14 protein-coding genes are annotated in these 12,895 nt (G+C 53.7%); 10 read left to right on the top strand and 4 right to left on the bottom strand.

Annotation, left to right across the window (positions count from 1 at the left end; all coding sequences use genetic code 11):
- The first annotated feature begins 50 nt into the window (after positions 1-50).
- The 10 genes from atpE to ACJAXR_RS09045 all read left to right on the top strand — a co-directional run bounded on the left by atpE (position 51) and on the right by ACJAXR_RS09045 (position 9,501).
- The gene (atpE, locus tag ACJAXR_RS09090; RefSeq protein ID WP_150276449.1) at positions 51-290 is read left to right on the top strand and encodes a F0F1 ATP synthase subunit C; all 240 of its coding nucleotides are present in this window, start codon (positions 51-53) and stop codon (positions 288-290) included.
- A gap of 103 nt (positions 291-393) precedes the next feature.
- Positions 394-864, top strand: coding sequence for a F0F1 ATP synthase subunit B (locus ACJAXR_RS09085; RefSeq protein ID WP_415057947.1), 471 nt, complete (start codon positions 394-396; stop codon positions 862-864).
- A gap of 12 nt (positions 865-876) precedes the next feature.
- Positions 877-1,413: a F0F1 ATP synthase subunit delta gene (locus tag ACJAXR_RS09080; RefSeq protein WP_415057946.1), complete on the top strand. Its 537-nt coding sequence runs from the start codon at positions 877-879 to the stop codon at positions 1,411-1,413.
- Positions 1,414-1,428: 15 nt separating this feature from the next.
- Positions 1,429-2,973: a F0F1 ATP synthase subunit alpha gene (gene atpA, locus ACJAXR_RS09075; protein ID WP_415057945.1), complete on the top strand. Its 1,545-nt coding sequence runs from the start codon at positions 1,429-1,431 to the stop codon at positions 2,971-2,973.
- A gap of 74 nt (positions 2,974-3,047) precedes the next feature.
- A complete protein-coding gene (gene atpG / locus ACJAXR_RS09070) occupies positions 3,048-3,911 on the top strand; it encodes a F0F1 ATP synthase subunit gamma (RefSeq protein ID WP_415057944.1) in 864 nt (287 codons plus the stop codon).
- Positions 3,912-3,958: 47 nt separating this feature from the next.
- On the top strand, positions 3,959-5,335 hold the full coding sequence (atpD, locus tag ACJAXR_RS09065) for a F0F1 ATP synthase subunit beta (RefSeq protein ID WP_415057943.1): 1,377 nt from the start codon (positions 3,959-3,961) through the stop codon (positions 5,333-5,335).
- A gap of 42 nt (positions 5,336-5,377) precedes the next feature.
- Positions 5,378-5,824 carry a F0F1 ATP synthase subunit epsilon gene (locus tag ACJAXR_RS09060; protein ID WP_415057942.1) on the top strand — a complete coding sequence of 149 codons (447 nt, stop codon included), beginning with the start codon at positions 5,378-5,380 and terminating at the stop codon, positions 5,822-5,824.
- A 125-nt stretch (positions 5,825-5,949) separates the two neighbouring features.
- A complete protein-coding gene (gene glmU / locus ACJAXR_RS09055; protein ID WP_415057941.1) occupies positions 5,950-7,317 on the top strand; it encodes a bifunctional UDP-N-acetylglucosamine diphosphorylase/glucosamine-1-phosphate N-acetyltransferase GlmU in 1,368 nt (455 codons plus the stop codon).
- A gap of 111 nt (positions 7,318-7,428) precedes the next feature.
- A complete protein-coding gene (gene cfaB, locus ACJAXR_RS09050) occupies positions 7,429-8,613 on the top strand; it encodes a C17 cyclopropane fatty acid synthase CfaB (RefSeq protein ID WP_415057940.1) in 1,185 nt (394 codons plus the stop codon).
- Positions 8,614-8,991: 378 nt separating this feature from the next.
- Complete coding sequence (locus ACJAXR_RS09045; RefSeq protein WP_415057939.1) at positions 8,992-9,501, top strand: DUF192 domain-containing protein; 510 nt, start codon at positions 8,992-8,994, stop codon at positions 9,499-9,501.
- Between the two features lie 13 nt (positions 9,502-9,514).
- Here the strand turns inward: ACJAXR_RS09045 and ACJAXR_RS09040 are convergent, their stop codons facing one another.
- The 4 genes from ACJAXR_RS09040 to ACJAXR_RS09025 form a co-directional block, all read right to left on the bottom strand.
- Positions 9,515-9,880 (bottom strand): NADH:ubiquinone oxidoreductase, encoded by a 366-nt coding sequence (locus tag ACJAXR_RS09040; protein WP_415057938.1) that lies wholly within the window; start codon positions 9,878-9,880, stop codon positions 9,515-9,517.
- Positions 9,877-10,884, bottom strand: a complete 1,008-nt coding sequence (locus ACJAXR_RS09035) for a CobW family GTP-binding protein (RefSeq protein ID WP_415057937.1) — start codon at positions 10,882-10,884, stop codon at positions 9,877-9,879. The genes ACJAXR_RS09040 and ACJAXR_RS09035 overlap by 4 nt, the downstream gene beginning before the upstream one ends.
- 69 nt (positions 10,885-10,953) lie before the next feature.
- On the bottom strand, positions 10,954-11,307 hold the full coding sequence (locus tag ACJAXR_RS09030) for a DUF3301 domain-containing protein (RefSeq protein ID WP_415057936.1): 354 nt from the start codon (positions 11,305-11,307) through the stop codon (positions 10,954-10,956).
- Positions 11,300-12,784 carry a diguanylate cyclase gene (locus tag ACJAXR_RS09025; RefSeq protein WP_415057935.1) on the bottom strand — a complete coding sequence of 495 codons (1,485 nt, stop codon included), beginning with the start codon at positions 12,782-12,784 and terminating at the stop codon, positions 11,300-11,302. Before ACJAXR_RS09025 ends, ACJAXR_RS09030 begins: the two co-directional genes overlap by 8 nt.
- Between the last annotated feature and the right edge of the window lie 111 nt (positions 12,785-12,895).

The raw sequence follows: 12,895 nt of genomic DNA, 5'->3' as shown, positions 1-12,895 counted from the left end.
TTCAATCAATCACAAACTTTGAACTGCAACCTTGAACTTTAGGAGTAATTATGGAACTCGTAATCATGTCTGCCGCCATCATGATCGGTCTGGGCGCTCTGGGTACTGGTATTGGCTTCGCCCTGTTGGGTGGCAAGCTGCTGGAATCTACAGCCCGTCAGCCTGAGCTGGGTCCGCAGTTGCAAACCAAGACCTTCCTTATGGCTGGTCTGCTCGATGCCGTGCCAATGATCGGTGTTGGTATCGCGATGTACCTGATCTTCGTTGTTGCCCCTGGCGTTGCCGCTTAATTCAGTTTGATCTTCGGTGGGGATACTTATTACAAGTATCTCGCCGAAACATCATCTGGATCGATATATCCGGGACTCAACGAATAGCACGAGGTAAATCGCTGTGAATATTAATCTGACGCTGTTTGGTCAAACGATTGCCTTCGCTATTTTTGTCTGGTTCACCATGAAGTATGTATGGCCGCCGATCACGCAAGCCATGCATGAACGCCAGAAAAAAATCGCCGAAGGCCTGGATGCGGCTGGCCGCGCCCAGCGTGACCTGGACCTAGCCCAGGAGAAAGCTTCCCAGACCTTGCGTGAAACCAAGGAACAGGCTACTCAGATCATCGAGCAAGCCAACAAGAGTGCCAACCTCATTATTGAGGAAGCGAAAGGCCAGGCACGTTCCGAAGGTGAACGCTTGATTACAGCTGCCAAGGCTGAAATCGAACAGGAAGTAAATCGCGCCAAGGATGAACTCCGTGTCCAGGTAGCTGTGCTAGCTGTACAAGGTGCTGAGCAGATTCTGGGATCCGAAGTGGATGCCAAGGTACACAGTGAGCTGGTTAACAAACTGGCCGCACAACTCTAAGCGAGGCGAGCGATGGCTACTATTAATACGCTAGCTCGACCTTATGCAAAGGCGGCGTTCGAGTTCGCTTCTTCTGCCAATATGCTGGATGCCTGGTCGGGTATGCTAGCGTTGGCGGTAGCGGCGGTCGAAGATGACGCTTTTGCTCAGAGGATGCGCAATCCCGGCTTGACCGATGAGCGCAAAGCGGACGACCTGCTCATGGTGTGTGAAGGTCATATTGACGAGGGGTTCGGCAATTTTGTCAGAACGCTTTCCGATCATGATCGCTTGCCCCTGATCCCGGTAATTGCCGAGCTTTACGAGCAGCACAAGGCAGAACACGATCGCCGCGTGGCAGTAGAGGTGGAATCCGCCTTTGAGCTGAGCGACGATCAACAGAAAACGCTGGCAACCGCATTATCAAAGCGGTTAGACCGGACAGTAACTCCTCATGTGACCATCAACCCGGCCTTGATAGGCGGTGTGTTGATTCGTGCGGGTGACTTGGTCATCGACGGTTCGGTCCGCGGCAAGCTGGATAAGCTGGCCGAGGCGTTGAAATCCTGATTTGAGGGACATGGCATGCAGCAATTGAATCCTTCCGAAATTAGCGAAATTATCAAGCAGCGCATCGAAAAACTCGATGTGTCTTCGCAGGCTCGCAATGTTGGCACCATCGTCAGTGTTTCTGACGGTATCGTGCGCATTCACGGCCTTGCTGATGTGATGTACGGTGAAATGATTGAGTTTCCCGGTGGCGTATACGGTATGGCATTGAACCTGGAGCAGGACTCCGTGGGCTCGGTCGTGCTGGGCGACTATCTGGGTCTCGCTGAGGGTATGACCGCCAAATGTACCGGTCGTATTCTAGAAGTCCCGGTAGGTCCGGAATTGCTCGGTCGCGTTGTTGACGCCCTGGGTAACCCGATCGACGGTAAAGGCGTTATCGACGCTAAATTGACCGATGCAGTAGAGAAAGTGGCGCCGGGTGTGATCTGGCGTAAGTCGGTAGACCAGCCAGTTCAGACTGGTTACAAGTCAATCGACGCCATGATCCCGATCGGCCGTGGCCAGCGTGAGCTGATCATCGGTGACCGTCAGACAGGTAAGACGGCTATTGCGATCGACGCGATCATCAACCAGAAAGATTCCGGCATCAAGTGTGTCTACGTAGCCATTGGTCAGAAGCAGTCGACCATCGCCAACGTTGTACGCAAGCTCGAAGAGAACGGCGCGATGAGCAACACCATCGTCGTTGCGGCTTCAGCATCCGAGCCTGCTGCTCTGCAGTTCCTGGCTCCTTACTCTGGTTGCACCATGGGAGAATACTTCCGTGACCGTGGTGAAGACGCTCTGATCGTCTATGATGATCTCTCCAAGCAGGCAGTGGCATATCGTCAGATTTCCCTGCTGCTGCGACGTCCACCAGGTCGTGAAGCCTACCCCGGCGACGTGTTTTATCTCCACAGCCGTCTGCTGGAGCGCGCATCGCGGATCTCGGCTGACTATGTCGAGAAGCTCACCAACGGTGAAGTGAAGGGCAAGACTGGTTCGTTGACTGCTCTGCCAATCATTGAAACACTGGCTGGTGACGTATCCGCCTTTGTACCGACCAACGTGATTTCGATTACCGACGGCCAGATCTTCTTGGAATCCAACTTGTTCAACGCAGGCATCCGCCCGGCGGTTAACGCTGGTGTATCGGTATCCCGCGTAGGTGGTGCTGCTCAGACCAAGATCATCAAGAAACTGTCCGGTGGTATTCGTACTGCGCTGGCTCAGTATCGTGAACTGGCGGCCTTTGCACAGTTTGCTTCCGACCTCGATGAGGCTACCCGAAAGCAACTTGAGCACGGACAACGCGTAACCGAACTGATGAAACAGGGCCAATATGCACCCATGTCGGTTGCTGAAATGGCCATAGTTCTTTACGCAGCTGAAAAAGGCTTCCTGACAGACGTCGAGATGAACAAGATCGGCGCGTTCGAGAAGGCGCTGCTGGCCTACTTCAAGCGTGACAAGGCCGAGCTGGTTGCCAAGATCAACGAGAAGGGCGACTACAACGACGAGATCGAAGCCGGTATCAAGTCTGGCATCGAGAACTTCAAGGCGACCCAGAGCTGGTAAGCCGAGCGCGGAGCCTGACGAGTTCAGGCTCCGCATCGTGCGATCTGGCCGCAGGCTAACCTGAAAGGTGAGACATGGCAGGCGCAAAAGAGATACGCGGTAAAATTTCGAGTATTAAGAGTACTCAGAAGATCACCAGCGCCATGGAGAAAGTGGCGGTCAGCAAAATGCGCAGAGCACAACAGCGCATGGCAGCCAGTCGACCCTACGCTGAGCGCATTCGTCAGGTTATCGGCCATTTGGCCAATGCCAACCCCGAGTATCGTCACCCGTTCATGCAAGAGCGTGAAGTAAAACGGGTAGGCTATATCGTGGTAAGTACGGATCGTGGTCTGTGCGGGGGCCTGAACTCCAATTTGTTCAAGGCTCTTATTACGAACATGAGAGAGTGGCGTGATCGTAACGTCGAGACCGAGTTGTGCGTTATCGGCACCAAGGGCTCCACGTTCTTCCGCACCTACGGCGGCAACGTCGTCGCGGCAATCAACAACCTGGGTGAAAAGCCCTCGCTGAACGATCTCATTGGTAGCGTCAAGGTGATGCTTGATGGTTACAACGAAGGTCGAATCGATCGTCTGTATCTGGTCTCCAACTCGTTCGTCAACACCATGGTGCAACAGCCTAAGGTGGAGCAGATGATTCCATTGGTTCCCGCTGATAAAGAGGAACTCAAGGGTCATTGGGACTATGTTTACGAGCCAGACGCAAATGAGTTGCTGGATAAACTGTTGACCCGTTATATCGAGTCGCAGGTGTATCAGGCAGTGATCGAGAACAACGCCAGCGAACAGGCGGCACGTATGATCGCGATGAAGAGTGCGACTGATAATGCGGGCGATATTATCGATAGCCTGCAGCTTATATACAACAAGGCTCGTCAGTCAGCGATCACCCAGGAAATTTCGGAAATCGTCGGCGGCGCCGCGGCGGTCTCCTGAGACCCGGTCAGACGATAGCGGTTTCATACCACTTAGAGGAACCAAACATGAGTAGCGGACGTATCGTTCAAATCATCGGTGCCGTCATCGACGTGGAATTCCCACGCGACGGCGTGCCGAAGATATATGACGCGTTGCTGGTAGACGAAAAGGGCCTAACCCTTGAAGTTCAGCAGCAGCTCGGTGATGGCATTGTACGGACCATCGCAATGGGTACCACCGAAGGTGTCAAGCGCGGCCTGGCGGTGTCCAGCACCGGCGCAGCCATTTCTGTACCGGTGGGTGTCAAGACCCTGGGTCGGATCATGGATGTGTTAGGTAACCCGATTGACGAAGCAGGTCCAATTGGCGAAGAAGAGCGCTGGGGCATCCATCGTCCTGCACCTTCCTACGCGGACCAGGCCAGCTCCAACGAACTCCTGGAAACCGGCATCAAGGTTATCGACCTGATCTGCCCATTCGCTAAGGGTGGTAAAGTAGGTTTGTTCGGTGGTGCCGGTGTCGGCAAGACTGTCAACATGATGGAACTGATCCGTAACATCGCAATCGAGCACAGTGGTTATTCTGTGTTCGCTGGTGTTGGCGAGCGGACTCGTGAAGGTAACGATTTTTATCACGAGATGAAGGATTCCAACGTTCTGGACAAGGTAGCGTTGGTTTACGGTCAGATGAACGAGCCTCCGGGAAACCGTTTGCGCGTCGCTTTGACTGGTCTGACCATGGCCGAGAAGTTCCGTGAGGAAGGACGTGACGTACTGTTGTTTATTGACAACATCTACCGTTACACCTTGGCCGGTACCGAGGTATCCGCACTGCTGGGCCGTATGCCTTCAGCGGTAGGTTACCAGCCGACTCTGGCCGAGGAGATGGGTGTGCTGCAGGAGCGTATTACCTCCACCAAGCAGGGCTCCATTACGTCGATCCAGGCGGTATACGTACCAGCTGACGACTTGACCGACCCCTCGCCAGCGACCACCTTCGCGCACCTTGACGCGACCGTGGTATTGTCTCGTGATATCGCATCCCTGGGTATCTATCCTGCAGTTGATCCACTGGACTCCACCTCCCGTCAGCTGGATCCACAGGTGATTGGTCAGGAGCACTACGATACTGCCCGCGGTGTTCAGTACGTTCTGCAGCGCTACAAGGAGCTGAAGGACATTATTGCGATTCTGGGTATGGACGAGCTGTCTGAAGAAGACAAGCAGTTGGTAGCCCGCGCTCGTAAGATCCAGCGCTATCTGTCGCAGCCATTCTTCGTAGCCGAAGTCTTCACCGGTGCAACGGGTAAGTATGTTTCGCTCAAGGACACCATCCGTGCTTTTAAAGGCATTCTGGATGGCGAGTTTGACCACCTGCCAGAGCAGGCGTTCTATATGGTCGGCACTATCGATGAAGCCATCGAGAAAGCGAAGAAAATGTAATGCGAGCGCCCGCGAAAGCGGGCGCAGAATCGAGGCAATGAAATGGCTATGACAGTGCACTGCGATATCGTTAGCGCGGAAGAAGAGCTGTTTTCAGGTCTGGTGGAGATGGTCATAGCGCACGGCAATATGGGTGACTTGGGCATTCTGCCCGGCCATACGCCGTTGCTTACTGATCTGAAGCCGGGCCCGGTTCGGGTGATCAAACAAGATGGCAGCGAAGAGATATTTTATATCTCAGGCGGCTTTATTGAGATTCAGCCGAGCATGGTCAAGGTGCTTGCCGACACGGCTGTTCGCGCCGGCGACATTGACGAAGCTGCTGCTGTAGAAGCAAAAAAAGCCGCAGAAAAAGCGTTGAGCGAGAAAGGCGCCGAGTTCGATTATGGAACTGCCTCCGTTCGCTTGGCCGAGGCCGCAGCTCAGCTGCGTACAGTCCAGGAATTACGCAAGAAATACGGTGGTAGAGCGCCTAACAACCGCGGATAAGATGACAAGCAGAAAAGGCAGCCCAGGCTGCCTTTTTTGTGCCTGAGCTTTGCCGACGATCTGCTACATGCGAGCTGTCAGTAATTTGCTATCCTCCAAACACTTTTCTTAGTTATGGTTTTCCTATGATATTGGACATCGTTATTCTCGCTGCCGGACAAGGCACACGTATGCGCTCCGCGCTTCCTAAAGTCTTGCATTCGGTGGCAGGCAAGTCGATGTTAGGACACGTTATCGATTGTGCACGAGCACTCTCGCCGCGACTCATCCATGTAGTTATAGGGCATGGTGCCGACCTGGTGCGTGAGACGTTGGATGGCAATGATCTGAACTGGGTGCTTCAGGGTGAGCAGCTGGGTACTGGTCATGCTGTTGCGCAAGCACTTCCATACATCATTGATGCTGATCAGATCCTCGTGTTGTACGGCGATGTGCCATTACTCAGAAGCGATACACTGCAACGATTGAGTAATCAAGCAGGCTCAAGCACATTGGGTCTATTGACCGTCACGATGGACGATCCCACAGGTTATGGCCGCATTGTTCGTAATGGGGCAGGACAGGTTCAAGCCATCGTTGAGCAAAAGGATGCCAGTGCCAAGCAACTACTGATTACTGAAGCCAACACCGGAATCATGGCGTTGCCGGGCAAACAAGCAGCGGACTGGCTGACTAGTTTGTCAAATGACAACGCTCAGAGGGAATACTACCTCACCGACGTGGTGGCGCTGGCGGTCGCTAGCAAGACGGGCATCGAGGTTGCGCAGCCCGAAGATGAAGTGGAAGTGATGGGCGCCAATAACCGTCAACAACTCTCTGTTCTGGAAAGGTCTTTTCAAGCGCGCGAGGCACTGCGCTTGATGACCGAAGGAGTAACGCTGTCGGATCCGGCGCGGCTCGACGTGCGCGGTGATGTTGTGGTTGGGCGCGATATCTTCATGGATATCAATGTGGTGCTGGAGGGGCTTGTCACCATCGAGGACAACGTCGAGATCGGTCCCAACTGCGTTATCCGCAACAGCGTGATACGCCGTGGCAGTGTGATCAAGGCGTTTAGTCATCTTGATGGCGCCGACGTTGGTGAAGGATGCGACATTGGTCCATATGCCCGTCTGCGTCCAGGTACACGCCTTGGTCGTGGTGCAAAGGTAGGCAATTTTGTTGAGACTAAGAAGGCCGATATAGGTGCTGGATCGAAGATCAATCACCTCTCCTATTTAGGTGACGCGGTGGTGGGAGAGCAGGTCAACATTGGGGCAGGCACCATTACCTGTAATTACGACGGGGTAAACAAGTTTGTTACCCATATTGGCGACAACGTATTCATCGGTTCCAATACGGCGCTTGTAGCACCTCTCAAAGTGGGTGCCGGGGCTACCACAGGTGCGGGCTCAACGATTACCCAGGATGTACCAACGGGCGCGCTTGCAGTAGGGCGCAGTCGCCAGCGAACGATAGAAAACTGGCAGCGCCCCCTGAAAAAATCCGATTAGACAGCGTTGAACCTAGGGGCTTTTGCCCCAGCGGTCAAAGAATGAATACATCCTCGCCGATAGTGTCCTATATTGATAATAGGAGTAGGAATAGATGGTGGAGATTTTCCGATGCTGGAACAACTTTCTGATAGCCTCAGTAAACTGCAACTCCCCTTGCGGCTTGCTATCACTAACGGGCCCAGTCTTGATCTGAGCCCCAATCCTGCTGTCACCCTGGAAATCATTGATCCGCAACTGCTGGCAGAACTTGCCCATCTAAGTCTGGACATACTGGGCGAGGCCTATATTGACCGCCGCCTGGATATCCAGGGGCCGATTATGACGTTCATGGAGATCGCCGACAAACTCAGCTCGGGCACGGTCAACGAAGACACCCCAGCGACGATGGAACACACTGCACATGACAAGGTCCTAGATGCCGAAGCTATTGCCTACCATTACGACCTCTCCAACGAATTTTATCAGCATTGGCTTGATCCGGAGATGGCGTACTCGTGCGGCTATTTTCGCAGCCCGGATGATAGTCTAGCGCAGGCTCAGTTAAACAAATTTGATCATCTCTGCCGCAAACTAAGATTGCAACCAGGGGAACGTCTGCTTGATATCGGTTGTGGCTGGGGCGGTCTGGCACGTCATGCTGCGCGACATTACGGTGTTAGTGTCTATGGCATTACCCTGAGCAAGGCCCAGCTGGAACTGGCCCGGGAAAAGAACGCCGAATCAGGCCTTGATGACATGATTGACCTGCATCTTCAGGACTATCGTGATTTACCCGGCCAAGAGGAATTCGACAAGATTGTCAGTGTCGGTATGTTTGAGCACGTGGGGCATGCCAATCTTGCTGAGTATTTCTGCACTCTGCATGAACAGGTCAAACCTGGTGGTCTGATCATGAATCACGGCATCACCGCCAAGCACACAGATGGCCGACCTGTTGGCCGAGGTGGGGGAAAATTTATCAGACGTTACGTTTTCCCTAACGGCGAGTTACCGCACTTGTCCAGGGCTATTGCTGAAATGTCAGAACAGGGACTCGAAGTAGTCGACGTGGAAAGTCTTCGTCGACACTATGCCCTTACGTTGGAACACTGGAGTAGTAATCTCGAAGCGTCGCTTGAAGATGCAAGCAAACTGATATCAGACAAGGCCCTGCGCATCTGGCGCATCTATCTTGCAGGTTGTGCTTATGGGTTTCGCAAGAACTGGATCAATATCCACCAGATTCTGGCGGTGAAGCCATATTCCGACGGGCATCACGATTTACCCTGGACCCGGGCCGATATCTACTCCTGAATAGGCTTACAGGAGCATAGTCGAATAGCGGCAATGTGCTAAATTGGCTGCCTATCGCATACAGGTGATGAAGAACCGGGGTGACATTGATACCTCTTAAAGAAGACGAAATAGAGATTGATAGCCCACTACCATGGTATCTGATGGACGTCGAAGGTAATGTATTGATGAAGCAGCCGCGCATGATCGATGGCCAGCCACTGCCATCTCAGCTGTTCAAGCTGGGTACTTACCGGGCAGCGCCAGAGCGCAATGCGACAGCAGAAAGTGCGCTGAAGGTGAAGCACCTCTTCCCAACGAGATGCAGGTCTCGGCTCTTGAGCAGATACACCTCGCTCCAGGCGATATGTTCTATCAGAACCTGTTGAAGGATAACCTGTGAGGCCACGTTTGTTGGTTATGCTCAAAGAGGCTGGTTATTTCGGTGCATGGCTAATCCGATGCCTGGCAATCGCGATCATGGCAGGCTCTGCAGCGGCTCAATCAGGTACAACGCCGGTAGTGGAGTTGGATCTTGCAGGAAGTCTTTTCCAGGTAGAGTATGTGGCCGACCCTGACTCGCGCCGTGAGGGATTGATGGGACGCACCGCGCTCGCGGTGGGAACCGGTATGTTGTTTGATTTCCCCGAGGGAACTCGTCCAGCAATCTGGATGCGAAATATGCTTATTAGTCTGGACCTGGTATATATCGACCAGAACGGCAGGATAGCGCAGATATTTCGTCGGGTACCGCCCTGTAGAACCCTGCCTTGCGAGATATACCACGCGGCTCAACCTGTACGATTTGTACTGGAAGTGCCTGCGGGAACCGCTGACACTTTGTCGCTAGCAGTGGGTCAGGTGCTGGCTCTGGACGCGTTTGCCAGAGTGTCGGCGCCCCGTGAGTGATTGAGCATCCGTATTACTGTGGACCTTGCCACACACCCTTGCTGATCTGCTCGCAATAACCCTTCAGAACCGGTGCATCTGCTGGATCACTGTAGTAATGAATCGATTGCTCATAGGCCACGCCTTGGGCCTTGGCTCCTCGGCAGATGCCATAGGCGCCTTCCGGACAGGTGTCTAGCAACGTAATGTCAAAACGGCGATCAGGAATCTGTGGTTGGCAGAAGCTGTTGACGAACAGCGTTTCAGGAATACTTATATTTTGCTGGCACATGCGAATCGGGAGTTCATCATCGTCGGACGTGATGATGCAGGCTTCGGCCAGAACTTGAGGGCTGAAGAGGATCATCGAAACGGCGAAAAAGAGAGCAGGTATTCTCATGGCCAGGTCCTTGAGTCTGATACAGGCGATAGAATGAGTGCAGCGCGCAAAGCGTGTTCAAGTTTATCGTGGTTGAGGGGGGCTGTAGCAATCAGCTCCAGCCGATTGTCCTGCCTCCATTCGCTTACGCGCCATTCTCCGATGTTGCCATCCAGGCCATTGAACGTGAACCAGCCCTCGTCCGTATGTAACGCGCCTTTGGCTCTTTGCCACTGGAAGGAGGCAAGCCAGTCATTCACCGCTGTAAACCTGAAGGTTGCGTGCGGGTGCATCTTCCAGCCGATGCTGTGGTAATCCCCGTGTTGCCTAGCTAGGCAGTGCCAGTCCAGGGCATCACGCCAGATCTCGCCTGGTGGCACGCTATCGTGGGACATTACTTGGGGCGCGGTATGCAGTGATGGTGTTGGTGCGTGCGGCAGCTGTGTTAACGACAGATTAGCCTGTAGACAAAAAATGCTGGGGGTGGGTAGTAACTGATCAGCTAGCCAGGATCGTTCATGCAACGACAGATTTTCTGCTTTATTCAGTACAACTAGACCGGCCAGAGGCAGTGCTTGCTGTTGAGCCGGGACCAGTTTGTGCCCGGAGACTAGTTTTGGTGCGTCAAGCACCATCACCAGCGGCTGTAATGCGAGCGTACCCTGCCAAGGCGGTGCCGCCAATTGTTGCAGAAGGTTCTGTGGATGGCCAAGACCTGATGCCTCGATGAACAGGCGATGAGGGCGAACCTTGCGTAGCAGTCGACCCAGGCCGACCTGGAAGGGCACGCCGTTGACGCAGCATAGACAGCCGCCCGGTATTTCAGCCAGTTGAATTCCAGAGTCTGAGGTTTTCAGTAGCGCTGCATCGATGCCGACCTCGCCAAACTCGTTGATCAGAATCGCCCATTGCTCGTTATCAGGACGTTGCTTCATCAAATTGCGCAGCAAAGTCGTTTTACCTGAGCCCAATGGGCCGGCAATCAGGTGCGTCGGGACATTTTCGATAAGGGGTGTTTGGCTCATGGCGACAGCATACCGTTTGGCATCGGGGGGTTCCACGTGGAACCAAGAGACAAAAGCTCGAAGTAGCTCTTACTCCAGCGAGCCATAGGCAACAGCAGGACCGCCGCCGGGAAACGGGTGCGGAGCCAGCTCGATATGTCGTAGTCTCGACCCGTACAGTTCGATATAGCCGTTATAACGCCGCTCGCCAGTGACCGTGAATTCAAACCCATAGTGGCGAACGATCCCAAGGCGCAGTCCTTTGCTACGCCCAATACGCAATTTGTTCAGATAGATACTCTCGTCGAGTAACTGTACGTCAGCCTGTTTGCAATGTTGCCGCACCAGGATCAGAGCCTGGTCGCGTAGGCCAAAACCACGCCAGATCCAAGCACCGATAAGACCCATCAGCATCAGAAGAGCCACGTGCCTCAAGTCAAACATCTGCGGTCCCCTTATGAAGGTCCTCTGTCCAGAGCACGACGCGGTTACGTCCACTCGATTTAGCCCTGTATAAGGCTTGGTCAGCGCGTTTAAACAGGCTGTCGAGTGTATCACCCGGTCTCCAGGATGCCACGCCAGCACTGACCTGCAAACCGAAGGACTCCGTACCCTGGTGCATAACCAATGCGCTGAACTCCTCCCTCAGGCGTTCGAGCAACAGTATGGACGCTGCCGCATCTGTCTCCGCTAGAAGCAGTACAAACTCCTCGCCACCGAAGCGAGAGAAGATATCACCCTGACGCATCAGAGTGCGGCAGAGATCTGCAAATTGTTGAAGGGCCTGGTCGCCTGCCAAATGGCCATACTCGTCATTGATACGTTTGAAATGGTCCAGATCGAGTACTGCGAGACTCAACGGGCGCTTATAGCGGTCCGCTCGTTTGAGCTCGAGTTGCGCCTGAGCATTGAATGCACGGCGATTTAGCGCAGAGGTTAATGAATCCTGGGTAGCAAGCAATAACAGCTGTTCTTCCAACGCTTTGCGATGGGTGACATCCCTAATTTCCAACACCAAGTCGTCGCTTTCGTCGCTGAGTGGAGCAATGCTTATCTCGGCTGGGAAATGCTGGCCACTGGCGTGCAGTGCATCAACGTCCAATTGGCTGGCTTGGGGGCGTGAGAGATGATCCTGAATCAATTCGTGACTCTGGCTGGGGAATAGGGTTAATACCGGTTGTTGAGACAAGCGTTTGCGCGATAGACCGCTGAGCTCTTCAAGGCGTTTGTTGGCATCCTGAATGAGTCCGGTCTTGACGATCATGACGGCGGATGTAGAGGCGCCAAGCAAGCGCTCGAAGCGCATGGCATTACTCCGCGCCTGCTCGGCGTGCAATTGGCTGTTGGCAAGGATGCGCTGCATGGTCATCAGCGTAACCCCGATAAAACCCATGACCAAAGCAGGGATGGCGAAATTGTAGGGCAGCAGGTAACTGAACGACTCATACGGATTTACATAGGGCGAGCCTTGCCACCAGTCGTGATAGCCCAAAACGCCGCGTACCAGGGTAACACCGGAATAAATCAGCAGACTGATACCGACGAGAAGACGGGCCGGACGCGTGGCGGGATCCGACTTCTCACGCAACAATAGCCAAATGGCCTGTATCGGCAACAAGCCGGCAATCGTCGAATAGACTCCCATGAGAAAGTCAGAATTGCCGCTGAACATCCAGTAATGGATATTGAACAGAACAATCAGGCTGACACTGAGGGGTACAATCCACCATGGTAAGGGTCGACCCATAAAGCGGAAAATGCCCAGTAGGAACAATGCCTCGCCTGCCAACTGTCCCGCGTTGCCCAGCACATTCAATATTGGGCTACCGGTCAAGATGAAGCCGATAAACAGCATGATACCGCCGATCAGCGACCAACTGCCGGCCATCCAGAACCCAGGGCCAGAATAGGGACGAGACATACGCCATAGGGCCGTTGACGCAATTGCTACGGCAAACAGCAAACATAGGCCCAACAGCATGGGTGAGTAGTACAGCAAATGGGGTTACCTATAACGCATTTATTGGGCGAG

The sequence above is a fragment of the Halopseudomonas sp. genome (assembly GCF_047631575.1).
In the GTDB taxonomy this organism is placed as follows: domain Bacteria; phylum Pseudomonadota; class Gammaproteobacteria; order Pseudomonadales; family Pseudomonadaceae; genus Halopseudomonas.
The sequence above is the reverse complement of the archived record's forward strand: the minus strand, read 5'-3'. Positions and strand labels throughout refer to the sequence as shown.

Bases quoted from the DNA above. Each gene is read 5' to 3' on its own strand.
- glmU (WP_415057941.1), top strand. From the start codon at position 5,950: ATGATATTGGACATCGTTATTCTCGCTGCCGGACAAGGCACACGTATG.
- cfaB (WP_415057940.1), top strand. From the start codon at position 7,429: ATGCTGGAACAACTTTCTGATAGCCTCAGTAAACTGCAACTCCCCTTG.
- atpE (WP_150276449.1), top strand. From the start codon at position 51: ATGGAACTCGTAATCATGTCTGCCGCCATCATGATCGGTCTGGGCGCT.
- ACJAXR_RS09025 (WP_415057935.1), bottom strand. From the start codon at position 12,784: ATGTCTCGTCCCTATTCTGGCCCTGGGTTCTGGATGGCCGGCAGTTGG.
- ACJAXR_RS09040 (WP_415057938.1), bottom strand. From the start codon at position 9,880: ATGAGAATACCTGCTCTCTTTTTCGCCGTTTCGATGATCCTCTTCAGC.
- ACJAXR_RS09035 (WP_415057937.1), bottom strand. From the start codon at position 10,884: ATGAGCCAAACACCCCTTATCGAAAATGTCCCGACGCACCTGATTGCC.
- ACJAXR_RS09060 (WP_415057942.1), top strand. From the start codon at position 5,378: ATGGCTATGACAGTGCACTGCGATATCGTTAGCGCGGAAGAAGAGCTG.
- ACJAXR_RS09080 (WP_415057946.1), top strand. From the start codon at position 877: ATGGCTACTATTAATACGCTAGCTCGACCTTATGCAAAGGCGGCGTTC.
- ACJAXR_RS09030 (WP_415057936.1), bottom strand. From the start codon at position 11,307: ATGTTTGACTTGAGGCACGTGGCTCTTCTGATGCTGATGGGTCTTATC.
- atpA (WP_415057945.1), top strand. From the start codon at position 1,429: ATGCAGCAATTGAATCCTTCCGAAATTAGCGAAATTATCAAGCAGCGC.
- atpD (WP_415057943.1), top strand. From the start codon at position 3,959: ATGAGTAGCGGACGTATCGTTCAAATCATCGGTGCCGTCATCGACGTG.
- atpG (WP_415057944.1), top strand. From the start codon at position 3,048: ATGGCAGGCGCAAAAGAGATACGCGGTAAAATTTCGAGTATTAAGAGT.